Below are 19,421 nucleotides of genomic sequence, written 5' to 3'. Positions count from 1 at the left end.
AGTTTATTTGATTTCTTAGTATTTTAATAGATGGAGTTAACGAATAGAACAAAAGAAGAAAATATAAAGTAAAGAAAGTTCAAAAATATAATCTTAAAAAATTGTTTTTTCTTTTTAAAGGCCTTTATAGAGAAAAATAGAAGAAGAAAGTTTAAGAGGGCATTAAGGGTGAAAGTGCTTAAAGGCGCTGAAAAGCTGTTTTAAGCAATTGAAGTTGTTTATTGACTGGATTGTTTTGAGATACAGTCTGTAAAGAAGTGTGTTTTTTATCATAGTTCATATGCTGCATTCTTTTTTCTAATCGAAGCGAGCGTTTGACAAAGTGACGAAAAACTTCTGGCAATTCTTTCCAGTGTGCAGATTTTGATTCAAGGGATGGGGTGGAAAGAGAGACTTTTGCGATCTCTTTTTGAATTTGTTCCGGCGACATTTCCCCTTCACGCTCGGCTCGAATTAATAAAAGCTGAGAAGCAATTTGCATTAAACGTGTACTCAAATACATTGCTTCTTTCCCATAAATTTCAGAGAGCTCTACCGAAAGATCGCGGGCAATTAAGCGACCTTCTGTATCAATATAAGTTGCTGTCTCTTCAATCAGGGCCATTGTTTCTTCATAAAGACGATTAAACACGTTCTCAAAGGCATTGTGTTCAATCATGACAATGGCTTGATTGTGTGGACGCTCATGTACGTTCACCACCTACTATACTCCAAAACTAGAACAATTTTGGGAACATTTAAAAAATAACACTACAGAAATTTCTTTTTTCAAATGCCTCCTGAAGGGTAATAAATACCTTTTTTAGCATTATTGTGCAATGTCCTTTTTAGGCTAAGGTTAATGAACTTGAAGGAGAAGGATTTCTCCGTTTTTTTTTACAGTGAAGTGGAATACGCATTTTTGTTTTCATAATAATAAGCGATCATAAATTGAAGACAGAGGCCACTCATGATCAAAAAACTATCCCATATAAATGTACTGTTCATTGCCGTTTTTAAAATCTGTCCGCACATAGCAAAAAGAGTTCCAGTTACAAAAACCGGTAAGCTCTGTTTTCCTAAAATCGCTAAGGGATGTCGCGTTGAGACATGAAGCTTTTGATGTATCCAAGGAAGACAAATAAGCAAAGAAGATAAAGAAAGAATATGCAACAGACGTGGGAGGCTTAAAAAAGTTTTATTGAAATTAATCAAAGGGGAAGACCAACTAAGCCAACTAAAGCTTCCCCACCAATTTAAGCGTACCCATAACAGAGAAAAAACAAGATAGATGATAGAGAATGTCAACAAAAAAGGGCGAAAGGGAATCGATTTCTTCTCTTTGAGAAAGAGAGTCGTTGTGAGGCCAATAACAAAGAGAAATTGCCATGAAAGAGGATTTAAAAACCATTGCCCTTGAAGAGGATAAGAAGGAGGCGCAATCCTATAAAGGCCACAGAGAACATAAAGTGTGAAGGAGGTGAAAAGAAGAAGCCCCTTGTGCCGACAGCTCAAATAAAGCATAAAAGGCCCGAAAATCATGAAAACAACGTAAAGCGAAAGAATATTGTTATAGCCAAGTTGATGACCAAAGCTTAAAATACTCAAAAATGCCAGAAAAGGGTCTGTAAAAAATAATCCTACGTTATTCATAGAGGTGAATTTCTCTAAATGCCACAGGGAAAAAGCTCCCCAAAAAAGGCCTAAGGTGACAAAAGTAGTAAAGAGATATGCTTTATAAAGGCGAAAAGCTCTTCTCCAAAGTTTGCTCATCAGAGAAGAAAAAGGTAACTTATACCAACGCGCATGAAAGCTAAGTCCAAGTGAAACGCCTGAAAGAAGGACAAATATTTCTGCTGAATCAGAAAAACCAAAGTTTTTATGGGTGAGATGTTCATAAAATGTACCAGGAATATGGTTGATGAAAATTGTCAACAGCGCTAAAGAACGACAAACATCAATCCGTGTATCACGGGGAATCTGTAAATTATGATGAGAAGACGTTCTAGAATATGTCATGAAGGGGCCCTTAAGGTATCAAATAAAGAGTCTGTTTTTAAAAGCGCATGACCATAAAATGGTTTTTAAGTGTGAGTCGTGCAATGCAATGTTGAAAGATGCAGGATGACAAAACAAAAAAGTGAACCAATTGTGCAATGTCTTTCTCCTCAGTTGATTTTGACAGTCGATGTCCGTCGTACACTCAATCCTGTTTTATTTCGTCAGATTTTGCAAACGCAATCTTTTGTTTGCGTTATTTTGTATGATTCGCAAGGGGAAAAAATGGGGGAAGAGCATTTGCAAAAGAGTGGACACCTCTATGCTCATGATATTCAGCAGAATGGCGCAGCTTTGATTATTGCTGAGCAAAGTCGTGTTGTCGGCCGGATCAAGGCGGATGGTTTGCATTTAGAAAGCCATTTTAATCTTTCCCAAGTTATCGAAAACTTGAAAAAAGAAAAAAAAATAATTGGTTGTGGAAATTTTCAGAATCGCCACTCTGCAATGGTTATCGCTGAAACAGGCGTTGATTATCTTTTCTTTGGAAAATTAGGTGCCGACAAAAAACCTCGTGCCCATCCTCGAAATATTCAGCTGGCACAATGGTGGGCAGAGATTATGAACACGCCCGCCATTATTCAAGCGGGGAGTGAATATGCATTTTTTGATGAAACTTTGGAAACCGCTTGTGAATTTATTGCCGTGGAAGAAATGATTTTTATGCAGGATGATCCTTTGAGGGTGCTTGATATGATAAAAGAAAAATGTCAAAACGTTCTTCTACGGACGGAGAGGGAAAAGTCATGAATAAATTTTACAGGGTATTTATTCTGGGAACAATCGCATTTGTGATGGCTTTTGGAAGTTCTTCACAGGCTCAACAGGGAGGGCAAATTGTAGATATCTCTCAAAATATTCAAGAGGCTCAAAAAATTGTGATGCCTTTAGAAGCCGGTCAATATGATGAAGCCTATGATTATTACACCAAAGGGTATTATGTAAAAGCTTTTCGTGCCGCGCTCATGCGTGCCGAACACAATGATCCAATTGCTCAGACTTTGTTAGGGCGAATGTATATGGAAGGATGTATCGGACCTGTTGATGGGAAACAGTCCGCTTTGTGGTTTGAACGCGCTGCAAATCAAGGAGAACCACAAGCACAGCTCCGTTATGGTTTGATGTTGTTTGATGGAAAATTCATCGAAAAAAATATAAATCTTGCCGAAGAATTCATTCAAAAAGCAATGCATGCTGGTGTTAGAGAAGCTTATTTTTATGCTGGGCAAATTCACCTTTATAGAGCCTTGCACGAAAACAAAGCATCCGAGGAGGAAGATGTAAAAGAGAGTGATGTAAAAAGTCGAGAAAATGAGAGCATAGAACAAGCGTTAATATGGTTCTTAAAAGGTGCTTCTCTTGGAGATCCTGAAGCAGCTTTTGCTGCTGCGAAAATTCTTTCTGTAGGCACTTTTACAATCCCCAAAAATGATGATAATGCGCGCAGACTTTTGGAAGTTGCAGCACAAAATAAACATTTAATGGCTCAAGTTATTTTGGCACAATGGTTGTTGCAGGGACGTGGAGGAGAAAACGATTTTCAACGTGCTTTTAATTTATTTTTGGACAGTGCACATAAAAATATTGTGGTCGCACAGGTCAATTTGGCAAGGCTTTATCGCGATGGGATTGGGACAACCGAGAATCTCATTATGGCTGCTGCGTGGTATTTGATTGCAAAAGTTCAAAAAGCAAAAATTCCCGATCTTGAAACCATGATTGAGAGGATGGATAGAGATCAATTACAAAGAGCAGTGCAACAAGCAAAAAAATTGATCTAATAATTTTTAGAAGGCATTTAAACGAAAGTTTAAAGTTTTATGGTGGTGTAAAATATTCATATATTCAATAACACAACGGTTTTTGTAAAAAGTAAAATAAGAGCTCTCCTCTGTTCTTATCAAATTGGAGATGAACAATGAAAATTAATGGAAATGAAATTCGACCTGGAAATGTGATTGAACATCAAGGAGGTTTATGGGCAGTTGTGAAATGTAATGCCGTTAAACCAGGAAAAGGAGGCGCATTTAATCAGGTTGAAATGAAAAATGTGATCGATGGTACAAAGCTGAATGAGCGATTTCGTGCCGCTGAAACCGTTGAAAGAGTGCGACTCGAACAAAAAGATTTTACTTTCCTTTATCAGCAAGGGGATGTTTTGGTCTTCATGGATTCACTTTCCTATGAACAGCTCGAATTGCAAAAAGATTTCGTCGGCGAGCGTGCTGCTTTCTTAAACGATGGAATGACCGTGACTGTAGAGCTCTACCAAGAAAAACCCATTGGGGTATCTCTGCCCGATCAAGTAACTGTAACCATTGCTGAAGCCGATCCCGCAATCAAAGGACAAACCGTTACCTCTTCTTACAAACCAGCTGTGCTTGAAAATGGAATTCGTATTCTTGTTCCTCCTTTCATTAATTCAGGAGAGCGTATCGTTGTGGATACCAATGAGTTGAGTTATGTACGTCGTGCAAATGAAAAAGGATAAGAGATGGCTCATTCTGCAATCATGCATATTATGGTGCAGGCCGCTATAAAAGCGGGCCGTTCTTTGGTGCGTGATTATGGTGAAATTCAAAATCTGCAAGTATCTTTGAAAGGCCCAGGAGATTATGTAAGCCGAGCAGATTATAAAGCTGAGAAAATTATTTTTACTGAATTGAGCAAAGCAAGACCAAAATTTGGCTTTCTGATGGAAGAGTCTCAGGAAATTATCGGAGAAGATTCTCAGCATCGTTTCATTGTTGATCCTTTGGATGGGACAACAAATTTTTTGCATGGTCTTCCTTTTTTTGCTGTTTCAATTGCTTTAGAACGTCAAGGGCAGATCGTCGCTGGTGTTATTTATAATCCTATTCTTGATGAGCTCTTTACTGCTGAACGTGGCTGTGGGGCTTTTCTCAATGATCGCCGTTGTCGTGTCGCAGCACGACGCCAATTGGAACATTGTATCATCGCTACAGGGGTACCTCATTTGGGATATCCAAATCACGGAAATTACTTGGTGGAATTACGCAATGTAATGGCTGAAGTTTCTGGAATTCGTCGTTTCGGCGCTGCTTCTCTTGATTTGGCTTATGTGGCTGCTGGAAGGGTCGATGGCTTTTGGGAAAATCATCTTCAGATTTGGGATATGGCCGCTGGACTTTTGATGATTCGTGAAGCAGGTGGATTTGTAAGCGATAAAGACGGCGGGCAAGATATTTTTGATAAAAAAAATATTGTTGCTGGTAATGAGATTATTCACACCCAATTACGAAAAATCCTCAAAAAAGGAACGTGATAAAATACAAACTTTTTACAGAGGAAAGCAGCTTTTACAGAAGAGAAAAGCGAGGCTTTACGAAAAGTAAATGTCTGGCGAGAAAAATGGGGATGGTTTTCTTTTTCGTTTGAGTATTGATCAGCGTTGTTTGAAGGGAAGCACAAATCAGTTGGCATATATTCTTTAGATTTGAGGTTTTGGACTTTATTTTTTTGAGGATTTTCTTTTTTTATTTTCTTGAGATTTGTTTGGTTTCATTTTTTGTGAAGTTTGTTCAGGCGAAAATTGCAGTTTAGCTAAACGGGCATAAATTCCATTTTTCTCAATCAATTGTGTGTGCGTTCCTTCTTCAACAATAGAGCCTTGATCCATTACAAGAATACGATCTGCTTTTAAGACTGTTGCTAAACGGTGAGCAATGACCAAAGTTGTGCGATTTTTCATGAGTTCATCTAAGGCTTTTTGTACCAGCTTTTCGTTCGTTGCATCTAAGGCTGATGTTGCTTCATCCAATAATAGGAGAGGAGCATTTCTCAAGATCGCTCGTGCAAGACCAATGCGTTGTTTTTGTCCTCCTGAAAGCGTGATGCCTCTTTCACCTACTTGAGTGTCAAAACCCTTTGGTAAGGAGTCGATAAATTCAGATGCATTGGCTGCTTGGGCTGCAGCAATAATTTGTTCTTGATTAGGATTGTGAGCACCAAAGGCTATATTTTCGCGAATTGTTCCTTCAAAAATATCGATTTCTTGAGGAACATAGGAAATCGAAGAACGTAAATCGTGAAGGGAAAGGCGGTTAATGTCAATGCCATCAAACTTGATTTGACCACTAATAGGATCATAAAAACGCAGAATAAGGGAAAAAAGAGTACTTTTCCCTGCACCTGAATGGCCAACAAAAGCAACAGTTTCTCCTGCTTTGATAGAAAAAGATAAATCACGAAAAATCTTTTTTTCTGGTCTGGAAGGGTAGCTGAAATGAACACGATCAAAAATAAGAGATCCTTGAATGGGAAGGGCACGCGATAAAGGAGATGCAGGTGTTGTAATAGTGGGTTTCTTTTGTAATAATTCAGCAAGACGTTCTGCTGCTCCTGCTGCTTGCACTAATTCTGCACCAATCTCGGATAATTGTGTAAAGGTTGTTGCTGCAAAAACCGCATAGAGAACAAATTGGCCGAGAGTTCCGCTTGTCATGGTGCCATGCAACATATCCTGTGATCCAATCCATAAAATAGCGACAATACTACTAAAGACTAGAAAAATCATAAAGCCTGTGAAGCAAGAACGAAGAATCACAGAAGTACGAGCAGTTTGAAAAACACGTTCAATTAACATTGAAAAACGTTCAGAGATATCTTTTTCGGCTGTAAAAGCTTGGACCGTGCGAATGGCGCTCACCTGTTCAGAGGCTAAAGCATTGGCTTCCGCCAAGCGGTCTTGCGTTGTGCGTGTGCGTGTGCGTACTTTGCGTCCAAAAATAATCAGGGGAATTGCAATCAGGGGAATGGAAATCAAAACTAAAAAGGAGAGTTTAGCGTTTGTGATGACCATCATGACAATGGCTCCAATCACAACAATAAGATGACGCAATGCTGTCGAGGTTGTCGATCCTACTGCTAATTTTATTTGGGTTGTATCCGTTAAGAGGCGTGAAACAATTTCTCCTGAATGGGAATCATCAAAAAAATCAGGAGAAAGGTGCAGAATATGCTGAAAAACATCACGCCGTAAATCAGCAATAAATCGCTCACCCAATGTAACGACACAATAGTAACGGATGGCGGAAGCCAGAGCAAGCAGGAAAGCTAAGATAAATAAAATACCAAAATAGAAATGAATTTTGCCATTGCTTGGAGCCGAAAAACCATGATCAAGCATTTGACGAATGGCAACGGGTAACGCAAGAGTGACAAAAGCCGCAACCAATAAAGACAGAAAAGCGCAAAATATAAGCCAATTGTAGCGTTTTATATAAGGGCTAAAACTGGACAATAAAGAAAAAGAATATTTCGCTTTAAAAGGCTTCTTAGATTTTTCTGAGAGATTCAGGAATTGCATGGGATTTTGTATCTTAATTGGGTTGACAATAAAATTTTAAGGAATTCAAACATTTTGAATACTTGTTTTTTCATGTGTGCTCAGCTATTGAAATTTTAATTGAATAAGTGTATCAAAAAGACAAGGAGAGCGCACTTAAAAAATACATAAAGTGCTATTTCGTTGTGTGGAAATAGAAAGTTTGTCGTATGAAACCCAATATTCACCCTGATTACCACATGATTAATGTTGTGATGACTGATGGAACCAAATATGTGACGCGTTCAACATGGGGCAAAGAAGGGGATACCCTGAATTTGGATATTGATCCAATAAGCCATCCAGCTTGGACTGGAGGGTCGCAAACATTTGTCGATCGTGATGGGCGTGTTTCTAAGTTTAAAAATCGCTTTGGGGGCCTTGGCTTCTAAAATTTTCAGGAATATGCGGTATAAATTGTATGCGTTTCGCAAGAGCTCTTAAAGAGAGCTCTGTTTTTTTTTGCAAAGAAAAAATAGGACGCATTTAATTGCTTAAGTCAAAAGGGAAGGCTTTAGATGGAGAAAGCCTTATTTTGATAGAGAAGCGTAAAAGATCTTTGAAGAATCCCAAAAATAAGTGAAAAACTCAAGAGTCCTAATCCTCGATCAAAAAAGTTATAGAACAAAGAAATAAAAAACTCTAGAATAAAGAAAAAGTGCTGAAAATTCTGCGTGTGAAAAACAAAGGCAATGCTGTTTTTAGAAAATAAAAGAAAAAAGCCTCTCTGCATTTAAAGAGGTCAAATAAAAATCCTTCCTTAACGAGTGAAGATTCTTTTTCAAACAGAAGGAACGGAATAAAAGATTATGCCGACAATTTTGCTAAAATTTCATCACTAACGTCAAAATTGGCATAAACATTCTGCACATCGTCATCTTCTTCTAAGGTTGCAATTAAACGTAAAACAGAAAGCGCTTTTTCTTCATCAATGGGTGCTAGGGTGGTTGCTTTCCAAATGGTTTTGATAGATTCTGCTTCGCCAAGTGTGGTTTCAAGAATTTTCGAAACTTCACCGATATCCTCAAAGGCACAGAAAATATGGTGGCCTCCTTCTTCTTCCGATTGTACGTCTTCAGCTCCTGCTTCAATGGCTGCTTCCATAATAGTGTCTGCGGTGCCAGATTCAAATTTATAAATAATTTCACCAATGCGATTAAACATAAAGCTAACGGAACCTGTTTCTCCTAAGGCGCCTCCTGATTTTGTAAAAGCAGCACGGATATTTGAAGCCGTACGATTTCGGTTATCGGTTAAGGCTTCAACAATAACAGCCACACCGCCGGGACCATATCCTTCATAGCGGACTTCATCATAATTTTCGACATCACTCCCTGAAGCTTTTTTAATCGCGCGTTCAATATTATCTTTCGGCATTGATTGTGCTTTTGCATTTTGAACCGCGAGTCTTAAACGTGGATTCATTGTTGGGTCAGGAGAGCCTTGTTTGGCTGCAACCGTAATTTCACGTGCAAGTTTGGAAAATATTTTTGAACGCATTGCATCTTGACGTCCTTTACGGTGCATAATATTTTTAAATTGTGAATGGCCTGCCATGGCTTACCTTTTTGTTTGGATGATCAAACATTTCCTCTTTGAAGAATAAATGTATCATAAAAAGAATGAAAGAGAATAAAGAAAACCTTTATAAAAAAATTCTCCTCAAAGGTAAAGACATTCTGATTATGATTGTTATAAGAGAGATCTCTTGTCGTGGGGCAAAAATCAGGGTATAAAGATCGTGATTTCATAGTCATTAAGTGACTTATTAGAAGGGGTGAAAGTCTTCTATGATGAAAGGTCATAGCGCTCCAAAGTTTCAGAGTGGGCAATAACTTGCCTCAAAAAGAGGTCGATAAAAGGATATAATAAATATGTCAACGCAACTTTTGATGCCTAAAGCAACAGCTGTTTGGTTAGTCGATAATACAGCACTTTCTTTTGATCAGATTGCGGAGTTTTGTCAATTGCATGTGTTGGAGGTCAAAGCAATCGCTGATGGTGAAGCTGCACACGGAATTAGAGGTTTGGATCCTATTAGTTCTGGTCAGTTAACACGGAGTGAAATTGCACGTGTTGAAGCAGATGCAACAGCGCGATTGAAAATTTCTGAATCAAAAGTGCGCGTTCCTCAAGTTAAACGCAAAGGGGCACGCTATATTCCTTTGTCTCGACGTCAAGATCGTCCGAATGGTGTCTTATGGTTGATTCTCAATCATCCTGAATTAAAAGATGTGCAAATCGCTCGATTGATTGGCACAACCAAAGGAACGATCGAGCAAATTCGTAATAGAACCCATTGGAACAGTAATAATTTAGTTCCTCTTGATCCGGTAGGATTAGGGTTATGTTCGCAAATTGACTTGGATTTTGAATTGCAACGAGCAGCAAAAAATCTTCCTCTCCCTATAGAGGGAGACAAAACTTTACTCCCTACATCGGTGACAGAAAATGTTACTCTTGATGAGAGTGAACTTGAAAAAACTTTTGACAAAAATCTCGATGCTGATACTGTGTTTGCTAAACTCAACGCTCTGCAAACAAAATCTCAAGAGGAAGAGCAAGAATAATAAGCAAAGCTGTATAAATGAGGCAGAAAATCTTAGATAAACTGAAAAAAAGCATTTTAGAAAGAAAAGGAGGCGAAACATTCACTGAAAACGTGGGAAGAGGGGAGAAAAAAGAGAAAATAAAAGAGGATAAACTTTTATTTTCGGAAAGATTGTGAAAAGAAAAGCATCTGTTTATGATGATGCTAAAAATTAAGGAGCACTGTTTATGAACTCTCTTCGAAATGTTGTTCGCTATCCACTTGTGATAGTTTTTTGTTTGTTATTAACTTTGATCGGTTGTACGAGACAAGATATGGGTGCAGAAAACTCTTCCGGTCATTCTGGTTACAAGAGTGTCCAGGCGGATTTGTCATAAGACTTCACTGTTAATGTTGGGGATCGTGTTGCTATCCGTACTCTTCTGTTATGATTGAAGGTCATGCTGATGAATGCGAAATATGTGCATACAATTTAGCTCTTAGATAATACTGTGCTATTGCGGTGCGTGGTCATCTCATTTCTTTCTGTTCATGATGATGCTAAAAATTAAGGAGAACTGGTTTATGAACTCTCTTCGAAATATTGTTCGCTACCCACTTGCGGTAGTTCTTTGTTTGTTATTAACTTTGATCGGTTGTGGCAAAAAAAGTATTGATGCAACAAATTCTCTCGGTCAGTCTGGGTATAATAATGCACAGGCGGGTTTGTCACAAGACTTCACTGTTAATGTTGGGGATCGTGTTTTTTTTAGTTTGGATTCCTCTTCTATTGAATCGGATGCTGAATATATTTTAGCCCGTCAAGCAGAATGGTTGCTCCGTTATCCGCACTATTCTATTACGATTGAGGGGCATGCCGATGAACGCGGAACACGTGAGTACAATTTAGCTCTTGGACAACGCCGTGCTGTTGCGGTGCGTGATCACCTCATTTCTTTGGGTGTCTCTTCCCAACGAATGAATACGATCTCTTACGGAAAAGAAAGACCTGTAGCAGTTTGTGATAACATCTCTTGTTGGAACCAAAATCGGCGTGCCGTTTTGGTCATTAATAATACGGGAAGTTATTAACAAATAAAGGGTTGAAAGAGACCCGTCAGTAGTTTTGGGTAAAGGAATGAAATGCCGAGAAGGGATAAAAAGAAAAGAAGATAGAGGCAAAAAACAGAAAGGGAACAACAGAGTGGAGAATTTTCTTCTCATTTTGGCTTCGTTTGTGGGCTTTTCTGTAGAATATTTAAAAAATTCTTTTCTTCCTTTTTCCGTCAGAGAGAAAAATATTCTATGCTTTTTAAAATCGAAAAGTGTCAAACTGTGTTACATATAACAGTGTAATACAGAGAGAAAAGCGATTTTTGATTAAGAAGCAAGAGCGCTTTATTTGATCCATAATTCCTTTGTGTATTGAGTTTCTCAAGAGATGGATGAGGGAAACTGTAAAGAAGGTTGATGCGGAAGGGGATGAAAGATAATGCGGTTTTTGATCAAGAAGCAAGAGTGCTTTATTTGATCCATAATTCCTTTGTGTATTGAGTTTCTCAAGAGATGGATGAGGGAAACTGTAAAGAAGGTTGATGCGGAAGGGGATGAAAGATAATGCGGTTTTTGATCAAGAAGCAAGAGCGCTTTATTTGATCCATAATTCCTTTGTGTATTGAGTTTCTCAAGAGATGGATGAGGGAAACTGTAAAGAAGGTTGATGCAGGAGGGGATGAAAGATAATGCGGTTTTTGATCAAGAAGCAAGAGTGCTTTATTTGATCCATAATTCCTTTGTGTATTGAGTTTCTCAAGAGATGGATGAGGGAAACTGTAAAGAAGGTTGATGCAGGAGGGGATGAAAGATAATGCGGTTTTTGATCAAGAAGCAAGAGTGCTTTATTTGATCCATAATTCCTTTGTGTATTGCGCTTCTCAAGAGATGGATGGGTGAAAACTGTAAAGAAGGTTGATGCGGGAGGGGATGAAAGATGATGCGGCAGCCAATTATAATCCCTGTAATGATTGTCTAGAGGATATGACGCAGAGCAATCATAGGAAGGAGCGCTCAAGCAAAGAGGTGCATTTTTTCTACAATGCTGTGAGGGACATATACTGTATCATATTTGCTGTGATCGAAGGTTTTCTTTATTGTGTGGATGCAAGAATTTTTACGCCATTTATTAAGTGTTTTGATCATCAATTCTTGAAGACATGCAGCTGAAGCTATAGAGTGATAAAAAGAGTTTTATGAAGCGCTATCCTCTTTTATGAAGAGTTGGAAAGATAAAAATACTTTATAGTTTTGCGATTTTGCCGATTTTAATCCAGTGTATAATGGATTGATCAAAAGAGTAAAGTTTGTGATAACTTAAAGATAAATCAAAAGAGACTAAAATATTAGAGGTGTTTTTGTCCGTGCTTTAAATGAGGAGTGCAGTCGTTCTCAGTGTCTATTAAATTAGCAAAAAATCTTTTTAAAAAAACAGACTTTGCTCATTGTCAGAAATTGATTTTAGGGGTTTCTGGAGGAGGCGATTCGTTAGCTTTATTGTTTTTGGTCAAAGAGCATTTAAAAACAGTGCCTCTTGCTCCAGAGGTGATTGTTGTAACCATTGATCATCAATTACGTGAGGAATCCGCGTATGAAGCAGAAAGTGTTGCAAAGATTTGCCATGCCTTGCAGATAAAGCATATCGTTGTACGGTGGGAAGGTAAAAAGCCGAGGACACAAATAAGCGAAAAAGCGCGGATTGCACGGTATGATTTACTGTTCAAAGAAGCACAAAAACAAGGTGCAACACTGATTATGACAGGGCATACGCTCAATGATCAGGCTGAAACTTACCAAATGCGTGTTCAACGAAGTCAAAAGAAAACAGATGGTGCACAACAAGAAATTCCAGAAATACTTTGGGAAGAGAGGGGAAAAGAGAGGGAATCTGCAAATGAAGAAATGCAGATCTTAAAGGAAAAGAGTCAAAAAAGATCTGCTGAAAATAATGAAGAAAGATATGAGCGCGGTTTATCTTGTATGCCAAGGGAAGCTTTGTTGTATGGCAAAGTACGTTTGATTCGGCCGTTACTTGGGGTAAGGCGTAAAACGCTGCGTGCTTATTTATCTTTGCAGGGATCAAAATGGATTGATGATCCAACAAATGAGGATTTAAAATTTGAACGTGTGCGTGTGCGTCATGTTCTTCATCAAAAAAAGCTGACGGAAATTGCTCAAAAGGTTCATAAAGCTGCATTGCAACGTCGGGTTCAAGCGCAAAAAGTTGCAGATTTGATCTTAGCCTTGGATATTACTGTGGAGTATGGGCGCTGTTTTATCGGACAACCTCCTTCCTTTTTACAGAAACATCATGCTTTTCCCTTTGTTGTCGGGCTTTTTATTGTTCTCATGGGGGGAAGTTCGTATTTGCTGTCTTCTCAAAAATTAGCCGTTCTGGACCAAAAATTATCTTTGCATGACCCAGAAAAAAAACGGTTTACTCTAGCTGGGGCGGTTATTGAATATAGCCGAAAAGGAATTGCTATATGGCGCGAAGCACGTCATATTCAAGAAGCAATGATTGCTCCGGGAGAAATCTTTATATGGGATCAGCGCTATCAAATTATCAATCATGATACGTCAGCCATACGTGTGGGGCCTGCGGATTTGCTTCATCTGAAAGCTTCTCTCGATCAAGGAAAAAGTGATCTCGAATCCCCTCATTTCCCCTCTTTGCAATCGTTGGTGATGATTTCTCATGAAAAGGGGGTTGATATTCCAGAATTAACACCTCATTTTTATTGTCAACACAATATTATAATAAAACGAATTATGGCACCATTTCATTGGTTATTATCACAGGAGGATGCAGCGATTGTCAGTGTTGTAGGACCTTTTTTTAATTTTAATCATGAATAAAAAATGAAAATTTACAGAAAAAAGGGGAAAAAGGATGAAGAAAAATCATTTTAAAACAGAATAAATAGCTCTTATATCTTGGCAAGGAAGAAACAAGATTATATGTTGAACACGACTCTTAAGAAACTCTATTTAAATAAATGGGCTTAATATGAATTCCAATTATCGTTCCCTCTTGATTTGGGGGATCATCGCCGTTGTTTTAATCGTGTTGTTTTCTCTTTTTAATGGAGACAGTCAGCGTTCTGGAAATGGCGAAGTATCCTATTCTGAGTTTTTACAAAAAGTTGAGAATGGCGAGCTTAAAACTGTCACTATTCAAGGGCAAAAATTAGTAGGAAAAACGACAGATCAGAGGGTGGTTTCAACCTATGCACCGAGAGATCCAGGGTTGGTGCAAAAATTGGAAAACAAAAAAGTCAATGTTAAAGCAATTCCAGAAAATTCTGGGAATAATATCTTTCTTAATTTATTATTTTCGTTGCTTCCTGTTATTATTATCGTGGGCGCGTGGGTTTTCTTTATGCGACAAATGCAAAATGGATCACGCGGTGCGATGGGTTTTGGGAAATCAAAAGCAAAATTGCTGACAGAAGCTCATGGAAGAGTCACTTTTCAAGATGTTGCTGGTGTTGAAGAGGCTAAGCAGGATTTACAAGAAATTGTTGATTTTTTGCGGGAACCACAAAAATTTCAACGCTTAGGTGGACGTATTCCACGGGGCGTTTTGCTCGTAGGACCTCCAGGAACGGGGAAAACTTTGCTTGCTCGTTCTGTTGCAGGGGAAGCGAATGTGCCCTTTTTTACCATTTCTGGATCCGATTTTGTAGAAATGTTCGTCGGAGTTGGAGCAAGCCGTGTTCGTGATATGTTTGAACAAGCCAAAAAAAATGCTCCTTGTATTATCTTTATCGATGAAATTGATGCTGTAGGCCGTCATCGTGGTGCAGGATTGGGCGGAGGAAATGATGAACGCGAACAAACATTAAATCAGCTGTTGGTTGAAATGGATGGATTTGAACCCAATGAAAGTATTATTTTAATTGCTGCAACAAATCGTCCTGATGTTCTCGATCCTGCTTTATTAAGACCTGGACGTTTCGATCGACAAGTTGTTGTGCCCAATCCCGATGTATCTGGACGGGAACAAATCTTAAAAGTTCATGTGCGGAATGTGCCTCTGGCTCCTAATGTTGATCTGAAAATATTAGCAAGAGGAACGCCGGGATTTTCCGGAGCTGATTTAATGAATCTTGTCAATGAAGCTGCTTTAATGGCTGCAAGCCGGAATAAAAGAGTGGTCACAATGCAAGAGTTCGAAGATGCCAAAGATAAAGTGATGATGGGGGCTGAACGGCGTTCAACTGCTATGACACAAGAGGAAAAAGAACTGACAGCTTACCACGAAGCAGGACATGCGATTGTCGCTTTGAGTGTTCCCGTTGCTGACCCTGTTCATAAAGCAACAATTGTACCAAGAGGAAGGGCTCTGGGTATGGTCATGCAATTGCCAGAAGGGGACCGTTATTCTATGAGCTATCGGTGGATGATTTCACGTTTGGCTATCATGATGGGGGGAAGGGTTGCCGAAGAATTGAAATTTGGAAAAGAAAATATCACCTCTGGAGCAGCTTCTGATATTGAACAAGCAACAAAGTTGGCCAGAGCAATGATCACACGATGGGGATTTTCCGATATTCTCGGAAATGTTGCTTATGGTGATAATCAAGATGAGGTTTTTTTAGGTCATTCCGTAGCAAGAACACAAAATATCTCTGAAGAGACAGCCCGTATGATCGATGCTGAGGTCCGTAAGCTGATTGATGATGCTTACAAAAGTGCAACAAAAATTTTGAAAGAAAAAAAGAAACAGTGGTGGGCTATTGCTCAAGGTTTGTTGGAATATGAAACCTTAACAGGTCAAGAAATTAATAATATCATTCAGGGCAAACCTCCTGTTCGTGCACAAGCAAGTGAAGATCAGAATCCGCGAACCTCTGTTGTGCCTAAAACGGGGAAAAAAGGAAAACACGATACGTCTCATCTTGAAAAAGACAGTTCCAATCACGAGGGTGAGGCTAGTGATGCTGAAACAAAATCACGAAGCACAAAAAATAAAACCGAGACCAATAAATCTGATAAAGCTGAAACAGGAGATGTTTCCAGAAGTAAAGAAAAAACGTCAGAAAAGTCTCAGACTTCTGAACGAAAGAAAAAACAAACTCCTGCTAATGATGCTTAACTAAAACCTATTATCCTTAATAGCTCTGTGCGTTATCAACACAAAAATCTATTAAAATTCTTTAGAGGATTTTAAGGGCAGAAAGGATAGTGTCTAGGAGGGTGAAAGGTGCGAAGGTGGGATTTAAAAAATCAATTCAGAAAAAAGAGAGGTCTTGCAAAGGAGGGTGCAGTAAAAGCTGGACAAAAATTAAGATTCTTGAAAGATAAAATTATTGACGGAGAGTATAGAACTCTGAGCAGTGTGTTCTATATCCTCTTCTGAGGAGGATGGGAAAATATTGTCTTAATAAGAGATTTCCTTCTTCTTCTGAGTTTGTTCAAAAAGTTGAGAATGGTGGGCTTAAAACTATAACTCTTCAAGTGCAAAAGTGAGGTGAGAAAATGATAGATCAGAGGGTGATTTCAACTGATCTATGCATCAAGAGACTCGGGGTTTGTGCAAAATTGAGAAAAATAATCAAAACATAATAAATGCAGTATGTGGGGGCTGTCAGAGAAACGGATATGTAAAAGGAAAAAAAATGGCACGAAAATATTTCGGTACAGATGGAATTCGAGGGAAAGCCAATCTTTTTCCTATGACACCAGATTTTGCCATGAAAATAGGAATGGCCGTGGGTGTTTTATTTCGCACAAAAGAACAGTCACATCGTGTGGTTATTGGAAAAGACACACGTTTATCTGGGTATATGTTAGAAAATGCTTTGGTTTCAGGATTGACCGCTGCTGGAATGGATGCTTTCTTATTAGGACCGGTGCCAACCCCTGCTGTTGCTATGTTATGCCGTTCCTTACGGGCTGATTTAGGCGTGATGATTTCCGCTTCCCATAATCCTTTTTATGACAATGGTATTAAACTTTTTGGTCCCGATGGTTTTAAACTTTCCGATGAAATAGAAATCAAAATTGAACAATTGGTTGAGAAAGATCTTGTACATTCTTTAGCAGAAGCTTCAGAAATCGGTCGTGCTAAACGTGTGGAAGGGGATATTTATCGCTATATAGAATATGCTAAACGAACTTTGCCACGTGATGTACGACTGGATTCTTTGCGTATTGTTGTCGATTGTGCCAATGGTGCTACTTATAAAGCAGCGCCACGGGCATTATGGGAATTAGGAGCAGAAGTCTTTGCGATTAATAATGAGCCAACAGGTCTTAATATTAACCAGAAATGCGGATCAACCGATCTCACCTCTTTAAAAAGGAAAGTACATGAAGTGCGTGCCGATGTCGGAATTGCTCTTGATGGCGATGGTGATCGGGTGATCATGGTTGATGAAAAAGCGCAAACTATCGATGGGGATCAAATCATTGCTGTTATTGCTGAGCATTGGTATAAAACCGAACGGTTGCAGAGAAATGGAGTTGTTGCATCGATTATGTCAAATTTGGGGCTTGAGCGTTTCTTAAACAACAAAGGATTGGAACTCATTCGTACAAATGTCGGAGATCGCTACGTTGTAGATGCTATGCGTCAAAAAGGATACAATGTGGGTGGGGAGTCTTCTGGGCATATTGTCTTAAGTGATTTTGGAACGACTGGTGATGGATTGGTCGCTGCCTTGCAAATTCTCGCTTGTATGCAGGAAAGTCAGATTCCTATGAGCCAGTTATGTCAGCGTTTTGAAACTGTTCCACAGATTTTAAAAAATATATCCATTAAAAATAAAAAGATCTTACAGAACTCTAAAGTCAAAACTGCAATTGATCAAGTCCAGAAACGTTTAGGAAAAGAAGTCCGGTTGGTAATTCGGCCCTCTGGAACTGAACCCTTCATTCGCGTTATGGCTGAAGGAGATGATCAAAAAGTCATTGAAGATGGTGTTGCAGAGATTAGCACTGTTCTTGTCCAGTATGATAGCATTCAGGCATAAGTGTATAAAATAGCGGACAACTTTTGAGAAAATGATCGGCTTCCCAGTGTTTGTTGCTGTGAATTTCTCTGTTTGATTCCCTAAATTTATATAAGAGGAAGGGAAAACTTCTTCTTTTTTTTCTTTTGTGGAAAGAAATCTCTCACTCTTTTTACAGGATGAAGAGCGGCTATAGTTGTTCTATCAATTCGGTTCTTATGATCAGCAAAGGGAAGAGATGACAATAATCACTCAATATAAATGCTTTCTTTTATAGGCATTGGATATGAGAAATCGTTGAGAAGACTCCATAAGAAAAACAGATATTTTGAGGTGAAGATTATTCTCTTGCTGTCTTTGAAGAAATTGATAGATCAAAAGCAGTGATGCGCTTGTGGGCAAATTTGCTTTGTGAGATCAAGCAGAAGAGAATGTGTCATGGGAATGAGGAAAATATTATATTTGTTGGATGCGTTTAACTCTCGTTATAAACAATATGAAAGTCATTACAGGGTGCGTTCTTCTGAAAATAAGAGGCCTTTTTAAAAGCTTTACCTTGAAAAGAAAGCCTCTCGAAGAGAGTTTTGCGTGAAGAGCAAACCTCTTTTAGATGCATGAGACGCTCCCCCTATTTCTAGGGGTGGTCTTTTTTATTTTTTTTCAAAAGAAAATAAGTGATAAACCCAAGAAGAGGTCCTCCTAATTTAACAAGAGGTAAATGTTTGTTCAGGAGCGTAAGACTGGAAAGGGCTGAAGCTGTTATAAGCTCATGACGCTGTTTTTCCCACTGCTTCTGGTGATCGCGACGATGATACGATTTTAAAAGCTTGCAAAGAACAGCGCTAAGTCCTGCGATAAAAAGCCAAATCAAAAATAATGTACTTGCTGCCGCAAGAGGAGACATCACCAAACAGAATGCGAGAAAACCTATGATGCATAAAAAGATAAGAGCTATAAATAATGCAAGTCCAATAATTCCATAGCAAAATGTTTGGATTTGAATCTTCTTCACAGTGCTTTGGATTCCTCCACCAACAAGGTGGTTCAAAAGGGGAGTAATCATTTTATACATTGGTTAACGGCGCAATAAGTGAGAAAGAATAAAACCAATGCCTGTTGCAATGAGAAGCGCTTTGCCAGGATGCTCTCGAACTTGTTGATTGACTGTTTTTTCTAAATCACTGTACTTGCTTTTCGCTTGTGATAAGAGTTCCTCACTATTTTCTTTCGCTGAACTGTAAAGTTGTTCGGCTTTGTTTTTTGCTTCGTTCATTTTGTTGGAACTAAAGTCACTGACGGTCGAGGTGATGCTTGCAATTTCATTGCGTAATTGATCCAATTGTTTCTTTAGTTTTTTTTCTGTCTCTGTTTCGTTGTTTGTTTTATTATTTGCCATAGTCATTGTTCTTTCTATTGACTGATGTTGCACATAGTATTGATATCATTTGACTGAAATAAAAATTTCCTCGTCATGCTTTGTAACGTCATAAAATCT

17 protein-coding genes are annotated in these 19,421 nt (G+C 38.6%); 11 read left to right on the top strand and 6 right to left on the bottom strand.

Annotated features, from left to right (window positions below; translation table 11 throughout):
• Positions 1 to 178 precede the first annotated feature (178 nt).
• Both Bho11B_RS00450 and Bho11B_RS00445 read right to left on the bottom strand, forming a co-directional pair.
• Positions 179 to 697 (bottom strand): DUF1465 family protein, encoded by a 519-nt coding sequence (locus Bho11B_RS00450; protein ID WP_035006785.1) that lies wholly within the window; start codon positions 695 to 697, stop codon positions 179 to 181.
• Positions 698 to 876: 179 nt separating this feature from the next.
• Positions 877 to 1,998, bottom strand: a complete 1,122-nt coding sequence (locus Bho11B_RS00445; RefSeq protein ID WP_078674003.1) for an OpgC family protein — start codon at positions 1,996 to 1,998, stop codon at positions 877 to 879.
• Positions 1,999 to 2,103: 105 nt separating this feature from the next.
• On the opposite strand from Bho11B_RS00445, the gene Bho11B_RS00440 reads away from it, so the two are divergent.
• The 4 genes from Bho11B_RS00440 to Bho11B_RS00425 all read left to right on the top strand — a co-directional run bounded on the left by Bho11B_RS00440 (position 2,104) and on the right by Bho11B_RS00425 (position 5,323).
• A complete protein-coding gene (locus Bho11B_RS00440; protein WP_035006557.1) occupies positions 2,104 to 2,787 on the top strand; it encodes a thiamine phosphate synthase in 684 nt (227 codons plus the stop codon).
• On the top strand, positions 2,745 to 3,818 hold the full coding sequence (locus Bho11B_RS00435; protein ID WP_078674002.1) for a tetratricopeptide repeat protein: 1,074 nt from the start codon (positions 2,745 to 2,747) through the stop codon (positions 3,816 to 3,818). Before Bho11B_RS00440 ends, Bho11B_RS00435 begins: the two co-directional genes overlap by 43 nt.
• A gap of 137 nt (positions 3,819 to 3,955) precedes the next feature.
• Positions 3,956 to 4,528: an elongation factor P gene (gene efp, locus Bho11B_RS00430; protein ID WP_035006559.1), complete on the top strand. Its 573-nt coding sequence runs from the start codon at positions 3,956 to 3,958 to the stop codon at positions 4,526 to 4,528.
• A gap of 3 nt (positions 4,529 to 4,531) precedes the next feature.
• On the top strand, positions 4,532 to 5,323 hold the full coding sequence (locus Bho11B_RS00425) for an inositol monophosphatase family protein (protein ID WP_078674001.1): 792 nt from the start codon (positions 4,532 to 4,534) through the stop codon (positions 5,321 to 5,323).
• 186 nt (positions 5,324 to 5,509) lie between these two features.
• Here the strand turns inward: Bho11B_RS00425 and Bho11B_RS00420 are convergent, their stop codons facing one another.
• Positions 5,510 to 7,366 carry an ABC transporter transmembrane domain-containing protein gene (locus Bho11B_RS00420; RefSeq protein ID WP_078674000.1) on the bottom strand — a complete coding sequence of 619 codons (1,857 nt, stop codon included), beginning with the start codon at positions 7,364 to 7,366 and terminating at the stop codon, positions 5,510 to 5,512.
• A 188-nt stretch (positions 7,367 to 7,554) separates the two neighbouring features.
• Here Bho11B_RS00420 and rpmE point away from each other — a divergent pair, with 188 nt between their 5' ends.
• Entirely contained in the window at positions 7,555 to 7,776 is a 222-nt protein-coding gene (gene rpmE, locus Bho11B_RS00415; protein ID WP_035006561.1) for a 50S ribosomal protein L31, read from the top strand.
• A gap of 415 nt (positions 7,777 to 8,191) precedes the next feature.
• Here rpmE and Bho11B_RS00410 read toward each other — a convergent pair whose 3' ends face one another.
• Positions 8,192 to 8,941 (bottom strand): YebC/PmpR family DNA-binding transcriptional regulator, encoded by a 750-nt coding sequence (locus tag Bho11B_RS00410; protein WP_078673999.1) that lies wholly within the window; start codon positions 8,939 to 8,941, stop codon positions 8,192 to 8,194.
• A gap of 317 nt (positions 8,942 to 9,258) precedes the next feature.
• Here Bho11B_RS00410 and Bho11B_RS00405 point away from each other — a divergent pair, with 317 nt between their 5' ends.
• From Bho11B_RS00405 to glmM, 6 genes are all read left to right on the top strand, one after another.
• Positions 9,259 to 9,954 (top strand): DUF1013 domain-containing protein, encoded by a 696-nt coding sequence (locus Bho11B_RS00405; RefSeq protein WP_035006563.1) that lies wholly within the window; start codon positions 9,259 to 9,261, stop codon positions 9,952 to 9,954.
• 208 nt (positions 9,955 to 10,162) lie between these two features.
• A complete protein-coding gene (locus Bho11B_RS06825) occupies positions 10,163 to 10,312 on the top strand; it encodes a hypothetical protein (RefSeq protein WP_153300836.1) in 150 nt (49 codons plus the stop codon).
• Positions 10,313 to 10,499: 187 nt separating this feature from the next.
• Positions 10,500 to 11,006, top strand: a complete 507-nt coding sequence (pal, locus tag Bho11B_RS00400; RefSeq protein ID WP_035006564.1) for a peptidoglycan-associated lipoprotein Pal — start codon at positions 10,500 to 10,502, stop codon at positions 11,004 to 11,006.
• A 1,356-nt stretch (positions 11,007 to 12,362) separates the two neighbouring features.
• Entirely contained in the window at positions 12,363 to 13,826 is a 1,464-nt protein-coding gene (tilS, locus tag Bho11B_RS00385) for a tRNA lysidine(34) synthetase TilS (RefSeq protein WP_078673997.1), read from the top strand.
• Positions 13,827 to 13,977: 151 nt separating this feature from the next.
• Positions 13,978 to 16,068, top strand: a complete 2,091-nt coding sequence (gene ftsH / locus Bho11B_RS00380; RefSeq protein ID WP_078673996.1) for an ATP-dependent zinc metalloprotease FtsH — start codon at positions 13,978 to 13,980, stop codon at positions 16,066 to 16,068.
• 523 nt (positions 16,069 to 16,591) lie between these two features.
• Positions 16,592 to 17,947, top strand: a complete 1,356-nt coding sequence (glmM, locus tag Bho11B_RS00375) for a phosphoglucosamine mutase (protein WP_078673995.1) — start codon at positions 16,592 to 16,594, stop codon at positions 17,945 to 17,947.
• Positions 17,948 to 18,560: 613 nt separating this feature from the next.
• Here glmM and Bho11B_RS00370 read toward each other — a convergent pair.
• Both Bho11B_RS00370 and Bho11B_RS00365 read right to left on the bottom strand, forming a co-directional pair.
• Positions 18,561 to 18,998 carry a phage holin family protein gene (locus tag Bho11B_RS00370; RefSeq protein WP_035006573.1) on the bottom strand — a complete coding sequence of 146 codons (438 nt, stop codon included), beginning with the start codon at positions 18,996 to 18,998 and terminating at the stop codon, positions 18,561 to 18,563.
• Between the two features lie 3 nt (positions 18,999 to 19,001).
• The gene (locus tag Bho11B_RS00365) at positions 19,002 to 19,322 is read right to left on the bottom strand and encodes a YqjD family protein (RefSeq protein WP_078673994.1); all 321 of its coding nucleotides are present in this window, start codon (positions 19,320 to 19,322) and stop codon (positions 19,002 to 19,004) included.
• Positions 19,323 to 19,421 lie beyond the last annotated feature (99 nt).

The organism is Bartonella sp. 11B, assembly GCF_002022625.1.
GTDB classification, from domain to species: Bacteria; Pseudomonadota; Alphaproteobacteria; order Rhizobiales; family Rhizobiaceae; genus Bartonella; species Bartonella rochalimae.
This window is presented reverse-complemented; position numbering and strand designations above follow the sequence as displayed.